Here is a 16,960-nt window from a genome sequence, read left to right on the forward strand (position 1 = left end):
TCCCTAGAGTGTGATAATCAAATACATATTAAAAGTCGACTAAAATACAGTACCAACGTCACTTGACGTAGAGCCATAAAAAAACTCGTCCCATAGAAAGGGACGAGTTTATACTCGCGATACCACCCAAATTCCGTATGTATGAAAAATAAACATACGACACTTTAGCTACGTACTATCATACGCGCTCCAATTAACGGCGGAATTCCGTCAAAGCTTACTTATGTTCGGCTTTGCATCTCAGAGATGATTTTCAGATACGATCTGTACATCGACTTTCACCAACTGTCGACTCTCTAGGGAACAGGTTTCCTATCTTACTCTTTCTCGTCACGGATTTTATTCGAATAATTATAAATTATTTATAACAAAATTCTAGGATAGTGTCAATGACTTTTTCGGAATATTTATTTTTGTGCATAAAAATTAGAGGGTTTCACTTTGGGATGATGGACCTGTCCCCTTGTCTCCCGTAACCTATGATATTGGTTTGTTTTTGAGATTATTAGGTTTATTAAATTTACGAATTTGATAAAGATGCATCTTATAGTAAAAAGGAGGGAAACCATTTTTATGGCCAATCTATTTGAAGGGTATACCATTACGAGTCCCTATGGTTGGAGACGGTTAGGAGGTAAGTCTGACTTTCATCCAGGTATTGATCTAGTTAAGGCGCATAAAGCTCCTATTTACGCATTTACTGGTGGTACAGTTTTATATGCGGGAATGGGGAAAGCTGGTACTGGATTAAATAATTATGGAAATGTTGTTGTTTTGAAAGATGATAATGGAAGAGCGCAATTATATGCTCACCTTGATCGTGTCGCAGTCAAGATCGGGGATACGATTAAAAAAGATGAGCTTATTGGATACCAAGGAAATACGGGGGATGTGACGGGTTCGCATTTGCATTATGAGGTACGAGAGAAAGCATCCCCATTATACGGGTGGAGCTCTGATCTAGTTAATAGCACCCTTGAACCAACAGCATATCTTCGTGACTTTACTCCACAACCGGCTCCGGTAACAAGTACTAACTATATCGTAAAAGCTGGAGATACACTTTCTGAGATTGCCAAAAAATATAATACAACAGTAAATATCATTAAAGCAGCAAACAATATATCTAATGAAAACTTTATTCGAATCGGTCAAGTATTAAAAATTCCCAATGCCAGTAATCCAGTATATTACACGGTTAAATCTGGAGATAATTTAACCAAAATTGCTAACACCTATAACACAACAATCGAAAAATTAGTAAGTATGAACGATATTAAGAATATAAACTCATTGCAAGTAGGACAAAAACTGCGCGTTAAATAGTTTTCAAGTGGAATGAGGGGACAGGTACATTAGCCCAAATTGCTTTTTAGGTGGTCTCGGGACGATGGACCTGTTCCCGTGGCCCAATGTATAAAAGTGTAAATTTGTGCCAACTTAATGTAGAAGAAAAAGAAGCAGATGTTAAAACTTCAGATAAAGAGCGAGGATTAAAATGAAACAGACCAAATCATTTGAAAACCTGTTATTTTACTTAATATAGATTCCCTTATGCCACAGGCTCTGGAGGTTGCAGCCCAAACAGGTCGTGCGCCTGCTTTGCAGTATTTAATGGAGAACGGTACTTACTTTTCTGATATGGTCACGTCCTTTCCCGCTATGTCAGTAACCATTGATAGTTCGCTATTGACTGGCACATATGCAGATCAGCATCGGATTCCTGGTTTACATTGGTTTGACACAAGAAATAAAGAATTCATTAACTACGGGACAGGTTTTAGGGAGACATTTCGTATTGGGATGCGACGTTCGATTCATAATATGCTATATCGTCTGAACCACGAGCATTTGAGTAATGATGTCACCACTATTTATGAAGATCTGTGTATACCGCGGAAATAAAGCACAACGGTTAAAGACACCTAAGTTCTTAAGTTCCTTCACTCAGTTTGAAAATGGTGAGTGGGTGGCAAATGTCCCGTCCATCTTTTCCTTGGGGGCTTTTTCAAAAATAAGGCCAAGAGGTTTACCAACGGAAATAGCTGCAGGTAATTACAAGTACGTCGCCAAGGAGCTGCGTTATTTGATTCGTAGAAAAAAGCTTCCAGGTTTTACTTTCTGTATTTTTCAGGATATGGATTTGAGGATTCATTTTAAGGGACCAATGGATCTGAAGCTTATATTAAAAATCGACCGGGAAATTCAGAAAATATTTAATATGTATACAAGTTGGGATGAAGCTATTAGCAAAAATATCTGGATGGTCATTGGTGATAATGGACATAGTGCAACAGGAACCAACCATCGAAAATATGTGATTGATTTACGTAAAACATTTAAGAAATTCCAAATTGCTCGTATCCAGCAAAAAGTGACCAAAAAAGACCAGATCGCCCTATGTGTCAATCAACGTATGACTCTCATTTATCTTCTTGATCAAAAACTTTCGTATAATGAGTTGATTGAGTAGCTTAGAAAAGACGATAGAATTGATGTAATCGCATGGAAGAATGGTCGGGACATCCATGTTGTATCAGGAGTAAAGGACGGGATATTAACTTTCCGCCGTAATGGAGCCTTTACAGATGTGTATAACCAGTTCTGGAGTGTAGAGGGGGAGATATCCTCGATTTACGGCTGACGAACAATCAATTTCTATCTTACGGGGATTATCCAGATGCCTTAGCAAGAATTTACGGCTCGTTAAATTCTCATGAAGGTCGGTACATTATTGCTAATGCAAAACCAGGATATGAATTTAAAGCACAAAGCACCCCTAATCATATAAGCGGTGCAGCTCATGGTTCCCTGCATAGACAGGAATCTAATGTTCCTTTAATCATTGCAGGAACTTCGGATAAACCAGAGTATTCCCGGATAGTAGATCTAAAAGAATATATTTTATCTCTTCTACAGAGGGATTAATGAAAGAGTAGGATTTGTACAGCACAACTATAAATGGTTTGTGCTGTTTTTTTGAGGGATTGGCACAAATTAATTTATATAGTGGACCTATATATCACAAAAAGGGTTGATGCTTTTAATGTCGAAGTATAGTAATAAGGAGTTTAATAAACTGGTTTATGTGAAAATGATAGAAAGATTTTTAACGTAAATAGAGGTGAGAAAAATGAAGGGAAAACTTTCTCCATTTTTAATATTACTTGCAGCAATGCTTTGGGGTACAACGGGTACAACTCAGGCCCTTGCCCCGGAGACAGCACACCCAATTGCTATTGGGGCTACACGCTTATTTGTTGGAGGTTTATTTTTATTATTAGTGGTTCTAGTAATCGGAAAACTCGACTTGAAAAATTGGCCAATCAAGACAACAATATTAGCTTCTTTAAGTATGGCGTTGTATCAACCGTTATTTTTCTCGGCGGTTTCGATGACGGGTGTGGCCATTGGGACGGTGGTAGCTATTGGGAGTGCACCTATTTTATCCGGTCTCATGGAATGGTTTTATTTAAAGGTGAGTCCATCTAAAATTTGGTGGTATTCTACGTTTCTTTCCATTTTAGGTTGCCTCATGCTCTTTAGCAATAAAGAATCAGTAAATGTAGAACCTATAGGAATAATTATGGCTCTTGGGGCAGGATTATCTTTCGCTTGTTACACCCTTATAAGTAGAAATATGGTAAAAAATCACTCCTCATTATCCGTAGTAGCGGTTGTTTTCACGCTGAGTGCAATCTGGCTATCCCCGTTTTTATTTATGTTTGATATGTCTTGGATAACGAGTCTTCAAGGTTTGGGTGTAAGTCTTCAACTTGGTATTATGGCAACTGGGATTGCATATTTCCTTTTTGCTAAAGGTCTGACACATATTTCTTCTTCAACTGCAGTCACACTTGCATTAGCAGAACCTTTAACAGCAGCACTATTAGGAGTTTTCTTATTAGGAGAACACTTAAACAGTACTTCTTGGTTAGGGATTTTCATTTTAATGCTAGGAATTGGAATTTTAATCAGGTCGCCCAAGAATTCTAGTAGCCAAAAGAAACTTAGAATGAATGACAATAAGAGTAAGAAAAATGGTTAGCGGTTTATCCGACCTCAATTTTCTGGCAAAATGAAGGAGGTAGGTGAGAGGCCAACTGCTCGTAATGGTCCGATAAGTGCGACTAACTGTCAGTTGGGGATGAAGGAAAACCCCCACTGATGGAAGTCTTCTTTATAAAAATGGAATTAACAAAAACAATATCTGTTTACGATTATAAAAAAGCTGAAAAAGGAGAGAATCCATGTATATTAGGCTTCCGAAAGAAACCAAAGATCAAATAAAAGAAGAATTGAAAGAATACGTTTATTACGAACGATCCGAAGAAATTGGAGATTTAGCAGCGGAAAATATGTTGGATTTTATTTTGAAAGAAATTGGTCCTTATTTTTATAACCAAGGCGTAAAGGATGCAAAAGAAATGGTGAATCAGAAGATGGTGAATTTGGAGGAAGATATGGAATCCTTAGAAAGACCAATTTCTCGAAATAGGTAGACGACGGGTTTAATTTCAATCGACTGTCAGTTTCAGACCATATAATTGAAAAAAGCTTATCGGACTAACAAAAAGGAGGAAAAGATGATAAGGAAACCTAAGTTATTTGTCATCATTATCTTGTTTTGCATTAGCTTAATATTAAATATTTATTTAGGGATTACAAGTTATCTTAAAAGCACCTATACCCCGGATTCGGACGATCTAGAATTCCTGGCAGAAATGACAAAAATGGTGCTTGAAAGTGAGCAATATGAAGAAATTGCCTCAAAGGAGCCTGTTTATGCAATTAAACAAGGAGTAAGTCGCTTCAACGTGGATGATCCATCTTCTGTTTTTCACTATGAGATTTATGTTCAAACGGATCAGCAAAGCTATATATTTACATGTAAGAATGAAGCTTGTTCAGATGTTGAGAATGGAGGTTGGACGTACTCAAGATATAGCGATGAAGAGCCTATATTACCTTTAAACGAAAACAAATGATTTGTAATCTCATTATCTTTTAAAAAGAGAAAATACATACATTAGTAATTATATGAAACAAAAGGAGTAACATCATAGTATTTTTGCTGATTTCTAGCTAGAGGGTTGAAAACACCGCACATGTTCTTCTTTGACTGAGACACACCTCTACCAAGCTGTTACGCATAAGATGTACGGTATGATTAATGGAAGGAGGGTCCCCTGTGTATTATTACGGTCACCCATACATGGTTTATCCATATTATCTGCCGCAGAGTATAGGTACGGTTCCTGTGAATTACGCCCCCATGTATCGAAATAATCTAATACAGAGTACGGTAAGACAGCAAAATCAATACCCGCCCGTTGATACCGAGCAGTTAGATAAATCCGTTCACAAGTTCCAGGATCTAATGAAACAGGCTAATTTATTACTTGCTAAATTAGCAGAAGATCCAGTATTTGCAAAGGAACTTATGACTGAAGCACAACAATCGAAATCGGAGAAAGTTAATAAAATGATTGAATCCACAGGAATTACCATTGATGTTAAAACGTCTTTTACCCCAACAGGCATAAGGATTATACTGAATAACTCTGAAATAGCTGGGCAATGTTGTAATCTGCTCATTGCACTACGTTGGTAGTATTGTAGATTTTAAGAGTGACTTAGTGTAAATGACCCTGGTTCCATACCAGAGTCATTTACTAGTTGCACCGATTATCGGTATCCGCACGCGATAAATCTGTACTCACCATATTCTTAATATCATGAGGTATGTGTCTTTTTTTAATTTTTAGGATAAGCATTCACGTTCATCGGCCTTATTTGGAACAATTTATAACACGTTCTTCATTTTTTATCGTCTAAAATCTGTAGAGAACTGACACTTGAGAGCGTGGAATAAATGTAAAGTAACGAGGAACACTTCTATTCCATAAATGAACATTTTCATCGACCCAATGTTGTAAACGGATTCTTAAATTAGTGGTGCTATTTTCGAAAGATTCGACTATAATGGTGGTAAGGGGAGGGTGCTAAAATGAAATGGCAAGAGGCGAGGGAAATATTCCCGGATCAATTTCTTTTAGTTTCAATTCTGGACTACCATTTTGAAGATGATAAAGCAATCATTGATGAAGTAGTACCGATTCGTCCAATTAATTTTGAAGACGCAAACAAAGAGCTTTCTAATGCTAAAGACGGAACGACCGTGTACCATACAGTGAATAAGAATTTCGTATTACATAGGTGGAAGCCCGTAAGAAAACTTAGACGAATAAAATGAATCCGTTTGCAACGTTGTAGAACTTTGTCTATATTAAAATAAAACCAAAGAAGATTCTTGAATAAAAAAGGTAAAGCAAAATTACTTGGCTGATGTATATAGCTTGGATTTCATTTCTATATTATAGAAGAAGCTCCCCATTGTTTGATATAATTAACAACAATGGAGGGGCTTATTTTGGCGCGGGAATATAGAAAAAAGGTGAGGTATTATGAAAAGAATTATTTTGTTTGATGGCGAATGTAATTTTTGTGATTATAGTGTTCAATTCATCATCAAAAGAGATCCAAAAGGACATTTTCAGTTTGCTTCGTTACAAAGTGAAATTGGAAAAGGATTATTGAAAAAATACAACGCCCCACTAGACATAGATAGTTTTGTATTAATAGAAGATAATCGGTGCTATTTCAAATCTTCTGCAGCCCTCCGAGTTTGCAAACACTTGAAGGGAGCATGGAAACTATTATACCTCTTACTAGTTGTTCCAAGCGCCTTAAGAGATTGCTTTTATGAAATAGTCGCTAAAAATAGATATAGATGGTTTGGAAAGAAGGAAAGTTGTATGTTACCTTCCCCGAATGAGAGAAAACGTTTTTTGGCAGACGAGGAAGTATAAATATTTGTGGCATGACAAAGGGGCCTCGTATATAAGATGGGTTATGATGCGTCATAAGTTAACAATAAATGAATACTGATATAAATCCACGGGTGCGGGTTTAAAAAAAACTTAGTTTGTTACAATTTCCCCATTAAACAGGAAAAGGATGAGGACGATGGTTCGTCGTTTGAAAAGGTTAAAGAATGTTGCTACGGTATTAAGCTTCTAAGTAAAAAAAGATTTATTCTACTTAGAAGCGAGGGAAAAGAATGAAACAACATCGATTTAATCACTGGTCAGAAATTAAGTATTTAAAGGATATTGTCACTAACCCCATGATTGAGGTAGGGGAGTATTCCTACTATTCCGGTTATTACGATAACTTTGATTTTGAAGACGGATGCGTTAGATACCTATGGGGAGATGAAAAATCAAGAAAGTTATTTAACCCTATTGAAGAACATGGTTGGCATTTAGATAAGTTGATCATAGGAAATTACGTATGCATTGCGAGTGGTGTAGTTATTTTAATGGGTGGAAATCACAATCATCATCCTGAATGGATTACAGTGTATCCTTTTGAGGAGCAAATTAAAACCTCCTACGAGCCAAAAGGGGATACGATCATCGAAAGTGATGCCTGGATTGGCATGAATGCAATGATTATGCTTGGTGTGACAGTAGGTGAAGGTGCAATTGTTGCGGCTGGATCGGTTGTTACAAAAGACGTCCCACCATATACGATAGTAGGCGGAAACCCCGTTAAAGAGATAAAGAAACGCTTTACAGACGAAGAAGTCGAAAAGTTAAAGGAAATGCGTTGGTACGATTGGGAACGTGAGAAAATTGAACGAGCTAGTCATATTTTGTCCAGCTCTTCTATTGACCAATTATATGAATTTTATCAAAGGGAAATAAAACTATAACGGTTTAATTATAGATCATCTTATTGAATAAAAACGAATAAGTTTAATAAGCCATAGTCTTCTTTCTTAATAGCTATATTTGGAAAATCAACGTTATAGCATATATTTTTGACCAAACTTTATTATATTCCAACACGAACATCTTTAATATAAAAGCTTGAGGAATAAACGAGGGAAAACCTTCTTATACAAGAGGATCCCTCGTTTATTTTAATTATGTATCCCATCATGGAGCATGCTTGGAAGAGCGTGCTTTATTTATTTCAAAATGAATTCGTTGTTTAGGATAGAATTATATAAAATTGGGCTAACGTCTAGTCAAATTTATTTATTACGAATAGCTTAATATCGTTAGGTATAGGTATTTGATTATATTCTTTGTTTTGCGATTTTACTGGAAATATAAGGAGGAAATCAAATGTATAATGAAGAGCAAGTTCCACAAATACAAGAAGTTGACGAGAGAATAATTGGTAGGCCATTTGGCCATGGTTTCGGTAGACCATTTGGTTATGGCTTCGGCAGACCATTCGGTTATGGCTTCGGAGGCCCCTTTGTTGGAGGAGTTTTAGGTGGCCTATTAGGTAGTGCCTTAATCAGCCCTTATGCATATGGCTATGGTTATCCATATCCGTATTATGGAGGCTATGGTTATCCATATTATTATTAATTAAGAGAAAAATCAAAGGCTAGTGTTATTTACCATTAGTAGCATTGTTTTTTAAGCAAACTTAAGAAAAAGATCAGTATTCATGAGCAAATTCCGTATAATCTCCCTCACTTAATAATAAAGTAAACCCCCTACTCGATAAAAGTAGGGGATTTTTATCCTATAGATAATCTCTTCTCAAATCTTCCTGAGAGCGTGGGGAGATGTATGCTGGTGCTACATCATAAACAGTTTTTGCTCCGTATTGTTTTTCTTGACTTAGGCGGTGTGCTGCTCTTGCATACGCTACTAATACACTAGCAGTGAATTCTGGGTTACTGTCCAGTTTAAGGGAGAATTCATAAATTTGCTTGTTGTCGCCTGTGTTACCACCGCGAATGACGAATCCACCATGTGGAGCTTTTGAGTGATCACGTTGTAATTCTTCATCTGTTATAAAATTGACTTCTGTTTCGTAATCAGCGAAATAGTTTGGCATTGTTTTAATTTCATTCTCAATAGCTGCTGTGTCCGCACCATCTTCCGGTACAATGTAGCAAACGCGACGGTGTTTTTCAGCGGTTTCTAGTTTTGGATTTTCCCCACTACGAACTTTTTCAATTGCTTTTTCAGAGGGAATCGTATATTGTACGCCATTTTTCACTCCATTTACTCTTCTTACTGCATCAGAGTGTCCTTGGCTTAAGCCTTTACCCCAGAATGTATAGTTTTCTCCATTTGGAATGATCGCATCTGCCATCACACGGTTAATGGAAAATAAACCTGGATCCCAACCTACTGAGATAATTGCAGTTGTATTGTTTTTGCTAGCTGCTTCATCCACGGATTGATAAAATTCGGGGATTTTAGCATGTGTATCAAAACTGTCTACTGTATTGAACATGCTTGCAAAGTGTGGAGTTTGTTCAGGTAAGTCTGTTGCAGATCCTCCGCAAAGGAGCATAACATCTATTTCATCTTTAAAATTAATGGCATCTGATATATGTACAGCTTTAACACTAGAATCATTTAGTGTTAGAGATTCAGGTTCTCTTCTTGTGAAAACTGCTACTAATTCCATATCAGGAGTTTCTTTAATCGCTTTTACTGCACCTTTTCCTAGATTTCCGTAACCAACGATTCCTAGTCTAATTTTGTCAGCCATTCTTAGTCCTCCTTTAGTTATTACTTATCTACTTATATTACTTTAAATAATTTTCCATGATAAATCAAATGTGAATACTGATTTTGCAGCTTACCCATGTCTGTTGCATTTAGTAAAAGTCGCTTAAGGACAAATTCAATGTCAGGTAAGTTGAATGTTAAGCTAATAATCGCCATTCTTGTCCAGGCTACATGTTCTTCCCATAGACTACGCATGTCATTTCTATAATCTACCTCGGCCTGACTGATGCAATGTTCAGGTTGCCTCGTAATATTTTCAGAAATAGGTATGGAAATTTGCTGACCAATATAAAGATGATTGGGATTAACAAATGGATTTAGCGCAAGGATATGGTTAACAGTTGTGTTGTATCTTTGGGCTAAGATCCAGTAATCATCTCCTGGTTGGATAGAGTGGGTGTATAATCTTTCCAATTTTTTCGCTCCCTTTAGTAATTTGACTAAACTTCCGTAATACAATATTCATATAAGAATAAACAGGTGAATTTTTTGAAGAGTATAAAATTAACATATTCCCTTGAAAGATTCATTACAGAAAGATAATTCAGAATATGTTACACTAAAATAAATGGTTTTTGCTTTTGGAGAGGAGTCCGAGATTTTGGATTTACAGAAAAAAGTATCGAAGCTTTCGAAAGATGAATTAGTAGAATTAGTCCTATATCTTGTTGAAGGGGACGAAGATGTGGGGAGAAAGGCAGAGTTTAAGCTTTTGACCCCTAATGATGAAGTGAAAGCTAGTAAACAACTAATCAGAAAATATATAAACGAGAATAAGAGGCAAGGGTTTATTTCCTGGAGAAATGTCCATGCTGCGTTGCAAGGAGCAGAGATGGTCCTTGACAAAGGCCGAGAAAAATTGGTGAACGGGGAGGAAGATACTGCAATTCGATTAGGAATTTCCGTACTTTCCATTGTGATAGATATGCTTCAGTACACCGATGATTCAGGCGGAGAAGTAGGGTATATTGTGAATGAAAGCATTACACTTCTGAAGGATGCCTCGTCTATGATTCTAGTATCAACTGACCTCCGAATACAAGATAAAATGTTCCAACTAATTTTGAAGGAATCTATGCAAAAACGATATGATGGCTGGAATGATATACGCTATGAATTATTAGATGTTTGCACGATTTATTCCGCTCGTATCCATGCAAGACTTAAGTTGGAAGAAACACTGGAAAAACTTCTGGCTGATATTTCGACTATTTCCTCAAGGTCTTCAGATTATGATCAGCAGTCTATTAAACAATTGCAGCTGAAAATTCTAGAACGAAATGGGGAACTAGATAAAGCGGAGCAACTTATTAATGATAACTTAGATTTTGACGAGTTTAGAGAACTAGCGATTGAAAAAGAAATGGCTAATGGCAGTTATGACACGGCCTTAAAAATATGTGAAGACGGGGAAGAGAATGATTGTGACTATCCAGGTCTTCTAAAGAAGTGGAAACAATATCGGTTACAAATTTATGAAGCGATAGAGGACATGGAAAAACAAAAAGAGGTATTGCTTGATTTTGTTTATGATAATGAATATGAAGCATATGCGAAACTAAAAGATTTATATTCTGAAGAGGAATGGAACGATGTTTTAGATAAAATTTTTGATGTATTTGAAAATAAGTCTGGTTACTTGCCGCATGTTTATGTGTATATAGCTAAAACAGAAAACAGAAGTGATAAAGTACTTATATACTGCGAGCAATCACCAATTACCATTGTAGAGCTCTATCCATATTTAATAAATGATTATCCCGAAAAGGTAGAAGATATATTTACAAAATATATAAGATTTGAGGCAGATCACGCTTCGGAAAGAAAAACATATCGTAACGTTTGCCGAAAACTTACCGTATTCAAGGAAGCATGTGGAGAAACGAAATTTAAGGAGCTAGTAAAAGAACTGAAGCAAACTTATGACCGAAAACCTGCATTTTTGAATGAGTTAGAGAAAGTGGAAAAATAGGTAAAGCTAATTTAGCGTAATTATTTCAAAATTACAAAGAAGAATAGGATTAAAGTAATCATTAGTAAAGATGCTGGATATTCTTTCTGCCCCTTTTGTACTGTAAATAATTATAACTTTATACTTTCCTGCTTTCAAAAAAACGAGATTGCTACAAGTCAAGTAGCTTTCTCGTTTTTTCATTTATCCCTTACTGATTGATTGTAGTTTGTTTTTCATATATTTTTTTCGAAAAGTGATCCAAGTGGTTTTTAATGAGGAGTACAATCCGATTGCTGCTGCTCCATAAAAACCTCCCATAAAAATCCCAGCTATTAAATCGTGACGGTGACTAATGAATATGGAGATTAGAAAACCTAAAGCTGATGCGATAGTAGGAAAATATTTATGAGGAATTGGAAATAGCTAAAAAAACTGTGTAATGATTACAATTAGTGGCACTGCAATAACTGCATCCCAAAAGTTTGTGTGTATTTCAGGAAATGACATAGACCTCACTCCTTATTCTTGTTTGATATTCATATTGTAAACATTAATTACATTTTTATCCTACCTAAACAGGTAGTAAGACTCTCGCCTCAAATTTCTAGGGAAACAAAGAGGGTAGGTGAGACATTAACCTACCGTAAAGATCCTATAAGTACGACTAATCATCAGTGGGGAATGAAGGAACGGATAGCCCAAGAACAATAAAAGCAAAATAAGCGTTCAATTACTTCCATTCATTGTATGATGGTAATGGAGGCGGTTCAAAAAAATCCGCTGAACACGACACTTCGCAATTTTTAAAAAAATAGAAGGAGGAGTTCGATTGTCCACAAAAACGATATTAAGTATAGCGGAAAGAAGAAAGGCATTGGAAGATCGCTATCCAATCTGGCCAAGGGATACGATTGCAAGACATTTTGAAAAAGCATGCTCAGAATATAAAGATAGACCGTATATGTACATAGATGGAAAAGAATTAACATACGGAGAAGTATGGGACTTGGCAGTTCAATATGCGAAAGCTTTCATGAAACTTGGGGTAAAACGAAGAGATCATATCGCGATTTTAATGAATAATGATGCTACGTATCCATCTTTAATGATTGCGTCCTCCATGGTTGGGGCAGTGTTTATTCCAATTAATGCGATGCTTACGAAAGATGAGCTAGGGTATATTGTTTCTCAATCGGATACACAGTATTTGTTAGTACAGCAAACGGTAAAAAATCAACGTCATGCAGAAGTAGTAGCAGAATTGCTGGATACTCCAGAATTTCAGGAGAATAGCCAGATTGAAAAAGTGATAGGTATCCCGACTGATGAGAAAGATGCAATGGATAGACGTTTTCTTCTTTGGAATGATTTTCTAAAAGGGTCGGATTCCATTACCGATGAGGAGTTCCAACAAAGATGGGATGAGTCTCGTTACCCTGATGAGGTAGCTATAATTATGTATACATCTGGTTCAACAGGGAGTCCAAAAGGTGTTATGCTAACGGAAGATATGCTTCTTCGTGCTAGTTATGCCACATGTATGAGTAGAGCAATTGAAGATGGTCGTGTCACATTTGCACCATTGCCGTTTTATCATTGCTTTGCGATTATTGAAGCGATTTTAGCGATGTCCTTTGTTGGGGGTTCGTTTATTTCGGCTCTCGGGGCATCACCACTTCAGTCTTTACAATTAATGGAAAAATATAAAGCAAATGACTATTTATGTGTTCCATCTACTTTGGTACCATTGTTAAATCATCCACGTGTTTCGGAATTTGATTTATCGAATCTTTTTGCCATGTGGTGCGGTGCGGCACCTGCTCCTATTCCCGTTTGGCAAAAAGCAATGAATGTATTGGGACTAACAGAAATGATTACAGGTTATGGACAAACAGAGGTTTCTTCATCAGGAGTAACAACGGAAATTGGCGATCCATTAGAGCGTATTTCCACAAGAGTAGGACGTCCAAAATTAGGTGGTTCCAGTAGTGTAACGGAATTTAACGGAAGTAATGTTCAATATAAAACGATTGATCCGGACACAAGAAAAACCTTACCAGCTGGTTCTGTCGGTGAACTTGTAGTTAGAGGAAACACAGTAACGCATGGCTATTATAAGAAACCTAAAGAAACAGCGGAAGCGATCGATAAAGACGGATGGTTACGTACTGGAGATGTAGGTAGAATCGATGAAAATGGCTATATCCAGCTTCTTGGAAGAAGTAAGGAAATGTACAAGGTTTCTGGAGAATTAGTATCCCCGCGTGAAGTGGAGGTCGTTATTTCTGAGCATCCGGCAGTTAGTCAAGTCAACGTCATTGGAGTACCGGATTCCATAACAACAGAAATAGGAGCAGCTTTTATTGAGCTTAAACTAGGCGAAACTTGTACAAGAAGAGATATAATAGAATGGTGTTCTTCTCGGCTAGCAAAGTTTAAAATACCACGTCATGTATGGTTTGTCGAAGCATCTGAATGGCCAATGACAAGTACAGGTAAAGTTCAAAAATTTCGTCTAAAAGATATTGCTAAAGCTAAACTATCTTAATAATAGAAAATTAAGTAAGGAGAGACAAAAATGACAGATAGATGGCATCAAGAAAATATGCGTGTCCAATATAAAGATACAGATCAGATGGGTGTCGTACATCACGGAAATTATGTAACGTGGTTTGAGGTAAGCCGCACAGAATGGATTCGCCACTACGGATTTGCTTATAGTAAAATGGAGGAATACGGAGTTCTTCTTCCTGTATTAGATGTAAACATTCAATATAAGAAATCCGCTCACTACGATGATTGCGTAGCGGTTTTTTCAAAAGTTACCAAATATTCCCCAGTACGTATTGAATTTTATTATGAAGTAAGAAAAATAAGTGAGGAAGAATTTGCACAAGAAAAAGGGGAAACAATGGAACCCTTTGGTGAGCTACTTGCAAAAGGAACGACGAAACATATGTGGGTAAACCAGGAATGGAAACCAGTGCGAATGAATAAAGTCGCACCAGAAATTTATGAAGTTCTTGAAAAAGTTATGGGGTAGGGGGGCATTGCACCTCCCCAATTCCACCTACTTTTGCGCCATATTTAATTCTCTTTTATCTAAAGTACCTGAGTTCGACAGTTGCTCACATTCATGAAAAGCAAAATGCTTACACCCAAGACATTTCTGAAAATTAATTTTCGTTAAAGCAACGTTAATTGCTTCACCAGTCCGTTCAAATATATGTTCTTCCCCTACTTCCTTGTATAAACCAGATAGTCTCATTTGCTCTTTTATTTCTGGTTGAAGACCGGAAATAAGAATAGTTCCACCATTTTTCCTAAAGTATTGAACGATATTTCTAAAGTTGGCTTCTCCTGTTGTATCCATAAATGGAACATTGCCCATCCGTAATATCAACACTTTTGGTTTGTAATGGATAGACTCCATGACTCGTTGTTCAAAAAGTTGCGCCGCACCAAAGAAAAGAGGCCCTTCAATGGTATAGATGCTAATTTGTGGACAATCATGAGTATCATGGACTACATGAGATGCAACAGTTTCATGTTGATTGCTATGGTCGGGTAGTACTCTGGAAACTATGGAAATGTTACTCATTCGCTTTGCAAATAATACAAGTGCCAGAATAAGACCTACTAATACCGCCGTTGTAATACTAGTAAATACGGTCAAAAGAAATGTAACTAATAGAACGAGAGAGTCCCCAGTTTTTAACTGTAATAAATGTGCAAACTGTTTTCTTTCTGCCATATTCCATGCCACAATCATTAAGACTGGCGCTATACTTGCTAATGGAATTTGGGAGGCATAAGGTGCAAAGATAAGGACAGTCATTAAGACAATAACGCCATGGATAACACCTGACATGCGGGTAGCCGCCCCAGATTTAATATTGGTTGCTGTTCTCGCAATAGCTCCTGTAGCAGGAATACCACCAAATAAAGGCGTGACGATATTCGCAACCCCTTGGCCAACTAATTCTCGGTTACTATTATGTTTACTATTAGTCATTCCATCTGCAACCACTGCTGATAATAAAGATTCAATACCGCCCAATGCAGCGATGGTAAAGGCAGGGACTAATAAATACATGATTCGTTCCAACGTTATTTCTGGAAAATGAAATGTTGGCAATTGACTCGGAATATTACCATAAGTTGAACCGATTGTGGCAATGTTTTCTTTGAAGAATAGCATCGCAATGATGGTAGAGATAATGAGACCAATAATCGATCCAGGTATTTTTGGGAATAACTTTGGTGTAATTAAAATAACAACTAAACACACGATAGCTGTGATAATACTATATAGATTAATAGAATTTAGATGAAGAAGAATTTCCTTCATGTTATCGATGAATTTTTCATGCTTCTCTAAATCGGATAATCCTAGAAAGTTGCCAATTTGTCCAGAAAATATAATGACAGCAATCCCTGAAGTAAATCCAATCGTTACCGGACGTGGGATATATTTTATTAATGACCCGATTTTGAAAAAGCCCATAATACACAACATAACCCCGGCTAATAAACCAGCAAGTAATAAATCTTCATATCCATAAGTGATGACAATGCCGAGTAGTATGGGAACAAAAGCGCCGGTAGGACCCCCAATTTGAAATTTGGAACCACCAAGAATCGAGATAATAATCCCTGCGATACAAGAAGTATAAATACCGTACTCTGGTTTTACACCGGACGCGATAGCAAAAGCCATGGCCAAAGGGATCGCGATGACGCCGACAATCGTTCCCGAAAGAAGATCCTTTTGAAAGTGATTCCATGAGTAACCGTTTAAACGTTCAAACAAAAGCCCCTTCATTTCTTTATCTATACCCCTTTAAGTTATTATTAATCTATTTAAATTGCTGTCTAAATCTTTACTTTTTATCTAATTCCTTATACATAGATATCGTATTAATTAGGTGGTTATCGAATATTTCCTTTGCCACCTCAAGTAATTTAATAATGGAAGGGTCGCGGAGAGAATAGATAACTCTTTTTCCGTCCTTCGTTCCAACAACAATATTTTTTGCCCGTAATACACTTAGTTGTTGAGAAACATTAGAACCCTCACTGTTTAAAACACTCTGTATTTCATTCACACTCTTATCACCCTCTGCCAATAATTCTAAAATACGAATTCTTAATGGATGAGCTAGTGCTTTAAAAAAATCTGCTTTAAACTCCTGTAAATCAGACCACAATGGAAAAACACCCTTTCAACTAAACATATTCAAATATTTGAATATGTATATCTAACTATACCCCATCTTTATCGTAATGACAAGGGGCGGCATGAACAGGTATGCGTCAAGTTTTTCTCGGTGTGTCTTTCACACCAATATTTCCGGCACTCTATTTTTGTACACTTTTTCGGCTACCGCGC

Annotated in this window: 18 protein-coding genes, 1 pseudogene and 1 other annotated feature; of the genes and pseudogenes, 14 read left to right on the forward strand and 5 right to left on the reverse strand. The window is 36.8% G+C overall.

All coding sequences use genetic code 11. From position 1 onward, the window contains the following. Window positions 1-95: 95 nt before the first annotated feature. Window positions 96-343 (reverse strand) — a binding site (T-box leader). A gap of 230 nt (window positions 344-573) precedes the next feature. The 11 genes from KM885_RS16755 (at window position 574) to KM885_RS16800 (ending at window position 8,450) form a co-directional block, all read left to right on the forward strand. Further along, window positions 574-1,326 carry a LysM peptidoglycan-binding domain-containing protein gene (locus tag KM885_RS16755; protein ID WP_052771618.1) on the forward strand — a complete coding sequence of 251 codons (753 nt, stop codon included), beginning with the start codon at window positions 574-576 and terminating at the stop codon, window positions 1,324-1,326. Window positions 1,327-1,530: 204 nt separating this feature from the next. Then, window positions 1,531-1,905, forward strand: a complete 375-nt coding sequence (locus KM885_RS18005) for an alkaline phosphatase family protein (RefSeq protein ID WP_257456477.1) — start codon at window positions 1,531-1,533, stop codon at window positions 1,903-1,905. Further along, window positions 1,859-2,473 carry a hypothetical protein gene (locus tag KM885_RS18010; protein ID WP_244987063.1) on the forward strand — a complete coding sequence of 205 codons (615 nt, stop codon included), beginning with the start codon at window positions 1,859-1,861 and terminating at the stop codon, window positions 2,471-2,473. Before KM885_RS18005 ends, KM885_RS18010 begins: the two co-directional genes overlap by 47 nt. A 660-nt stretch (window positions 2,474-3,133) precedes the next feature. Next, entirely contained in the window at window positions 3,134-4,048 is a 915-nt protein-coding gene (locus tag KM885_RS16765; RefSeq protein ID WP_204798199.1) for a DMT family transporter, read from the forward strand. Window positions 4,049-4,250: 202 nt separating this feature from the next. Continuing rightward, on the forward strand, window positions 4,251-4,502 hold the full coding sequence (locus tag KM885_RS16770) for a DUF2164 domain-containing protein (RefSeq protein ID WP_047183980.1): 252 nt from the start codon (window positions 4,251-4,253) through the stop codon (window positions 4,500-4,502). A gap of 84 nt (window positions 4,503-4,586) precedes the next feature. Beyond that, window positions 4,587-4,988, forward strand: a complete 402-nt coding sequence (locus KM885_RS16775) for a hypothetical protein (protein WP_047183981.1) — start codon at window positions 4,587-4,589, stop codon at window positions 4,986-4,988. Between the two features lie 203 nt (window positions 4,989-5,191). Further along, window positions 5,192-5,614, forward strand: a complete 423-nt coding sequence (locus tag KM885_RS16780) for a YuzC family spore coat inner layer protein (RefSeq protein ID WP_204798200.1) — start codon at window positions 5,192-5,194, stop codon at window positions 5,612-5,614. A gap of 396 nt (window positions 5,615-6,010) precedes the next feature. Beyond that, window positions 6,011-6,256, forward strand: a complete 246-nt coding sequence (locus tag KM885_RS16785) for a hypothetical protein (RefSeq protein WP_047183982.1) — start codon at window positions 6,011-6,013, stop codon at window positions 6,254-6,256. Between the two features lie 211 nt (window positions 6,257-6,467). After that, on the forward strand, window positions 6,468-6,872 hold the full coding sequence (locus KM885_RS16790; protein ID WP_060669008.1) for a thiol-disulfide oxidoreductase DCC family protein: 405 nt from the start codon (window positions 6,468-6,470) through the stop codon (window positions 6,870-6,872). Window positions 6,873-7,123: 251 nt separating this feature from the next. Beyond that, window positions 7,124-7,780: a CatB-related O-acetyltransferase gene (locus tag KM885_RS16795; protein ID WP_204798201.1), complete on the forward strand. Its 657-nt coding sequence runs from the start codon at window positions 7,124-7,126 to the stop codon at window positions 7,778-7,780. Window positions 7,781-8,198: 418 nt separating this feature from the next. Continuing rightward, a complete protein-coding gene (locus KM885_RS16800) occupies window positions 8,199-8,450 on the forward strand; it encodes a hypothetical protein (protein WP_047183985.1) in 252 nt (83 codons plus the stop codon). A gap of 160 nt (window positions 8,451-8,610) precedes the next feature. On the opposite strand, the gene KM885_RS16805 is transcribed toward KM885_RS16800, so the two are convergent. Continuing rightward, window positions 8,611-9,594, reverse strand: a complete 984-nt coding sequence (locus KM885_RS16805) for a diaminopimelate dehydrogenase (protein ID WP_145524264.1) — start codon at window positions 9,592-9,594, stop codon at window positions 8,611-8,613. A 32-nt stretch (window positions 9,595-9,626) separates the two neighbouring features. Continuing rightward, window positions 9,627-10,028: a LysM peptidoglycan-binding domain-containing protein gene (locus KM885_RS16810; RefSeq protein ID WP_052771620.1), complete on the reverse strand. Its 402-nt coding sequence runs from the start codon at window positions 10,026-10,028 to the stop codon at window positions 9,627-9,629. A gap of 187 nt (window positions 10,029-10,215) precedes the next feature. Here KM885_RS16810 and KM885_RS16815 point away from each other — a divergent pair, with 187 nt between their 5' ends. Continuing rightward, a complete protein-coding gene (locus KM885_RS16815) occupies window positions 10,216-11,586 on the forward strand; it encodes a hypothetical protein (RefSeq protein WP_060669200.1) in 1,371 nt (456 codons plus the stop codon). A gap of 183 nt (window positions 11,587-11,769) precedes the next feature. Here KM885_RS16815 and KM885_RS18015 read toward each other — a convergent pair. Beyond that, window positions 11,770-12,075 (reverse strand): annotated as a pseudogene (locus tag KM885_RS18015) (hypothetical protein). A gap of 322 nt (window positions 12,076-12,397) precedes the next feature. Here KM885_RS18015 and KM885_RS16820 point away from each other — a divergent pair. Continuing rightward, window positions 12,398-14,116, forward strand: a complete 1,719-nt coding sequence (locus KM885_RS16820; RefSeq protein WP_060669202.1) for a class I adenylate-forming enzyme family protein — start codon at window positions 12,398-12,400, stop codon at window positions 14,114-14,116. 30 nt (window positions 14,117-14,146) lie between these two features. Then, a complete protein-coding gene (locus KM885_RS16825) occupies window positions 14,147-14,611 on the forward strand; it encodes an acyl-CoA thioesterase (RefSeq protein WP_047183990.1) in 465 nt (154 codons plus the stop codon). A 27-nt stretch (window positions 14,612-14,638) separates the two neighbouring features. Here the strand turns inward: KM885_RS16825 and KM885_RS16830 are convergent, their stop codons facing one another. Further along, complete coding sequence (locus KM885_RS16830; protein ID WP_047183991.1) at window positions 14,639-16,393, reverse strand: SulP family inorganic anion transporter; 1,755 nt, start codon at window positions 16,391-16,393, stop codon at window positions 14,639-14,641. A gap of 58 nt (window positions 16,394-16,451) precedes the next feature. After that, complete coding sequence (locus KM885_RS16835) at window positions 16,452-16,778, reverse strand: ArsR/SmtB family transcription factor (protein ID WP_047183992.1); 327 nt, start codon at window positions 16,776-16,778, stop codon at window positions 16,452-16,454. Window positions 16,779-16,960: the final 182 nt, after the last annotated feature.

Origin of the sequence: Oceanobacillus caeni (genome assembly GCF_019037185.1) — a bacterium.
Taxonomy (GTDB): Bacteria; Bacillota; Bacilli; order Bacillales; family Amphibacillaceae; genus Oceanobacillus; species Oceanobacillus caeni.

Excerpts from the sequence above, each read along its gene's own strand:
- KM885_RS16755 (WP_052771618.1), top strand. The coding sequence starts at position 574 with ATGGCCAATCTATTTGAAGGGTATACCATTACGAGTCCCTATGGTTGG.
- KM885_RS18010 (WP_244987063.1), top strand. The coding sequence starts at position 1,859 with ATGATGTCACCACTATTTATGAAGATCTGTGTATACCGCGGAAATAAA.
- KM885_RS16765 (WP_204798199.1), top strand. The coding sequence starts at position 3,134 with ATGAAGGGAAAACTTTCTCCATTTTTAATATTACTTGCAGCAATGCTT.
- KM885_RS16770 (WP_047183980.1), top strand. The coding sequence starts at position 4,251 with ATGTATATTAGGCTTCCGAAAGAAACCAAAGATCAAATAAAAGAAGAA.
- KM885_RS16775 (WP_047183981.1), top strand. The coding sequence starts at position 4,587 with ATGATAAGGAAACCTAAGTTATTTGTCATCATTATCTTGTTTTGCATT.
- KM885_RS16785 (WP_047183982.1), top strand. The coding sequence starts at position 6,011 with ATGAAATGGCAAGAGGCGAGGGAAATATTCCCGGATCAATTTCTTTTA.
- KM885_RS16790 (WP_060669008.1), top strand. The coding sequence starts at position 6,468 with ATGAAAAGAATTATTTTGTTTGATGGCGAATGTAATTTTTGTGATTAT.
- KM885_RS16795 (WP_204798201.1), top strand. The coding sequence starts at position 7,124 with ATGAAACAACATCGATTTAATCACTGGTCAGAAATTAAGTATTTAAAG.
- KM885_RS16800 (WP_047183985.1), top strand. The coding sequence starts at position 8,199 with ATGTATAATGAAGAGCAAGTTCCACAAATACAAGAAGTTGACGAGAGA.
- KM885_RS16805 (WP_145524264.1), bottom strand. The coding sequence starts at position 9,594 with ATGGCTGACAAAATTAGACTAGGAATCGTTGGTTACGGAAATCTAGGA.
- KM885_RS16825 (WP_047183990.1), top strand. The coding sequence starts at position 14,147 with ATGACAGATAGATGGCATCAAGAAAATATGCGTGTCCAATATAAAGAT.
- KM885_RS16830 (WP_047183991.1), bottom strand. The coding sequence starts at position 16,393 with ATGAAGGGGCTTTTGTTTGAACGTTTAAACGGTTACTCATGGAATCAC.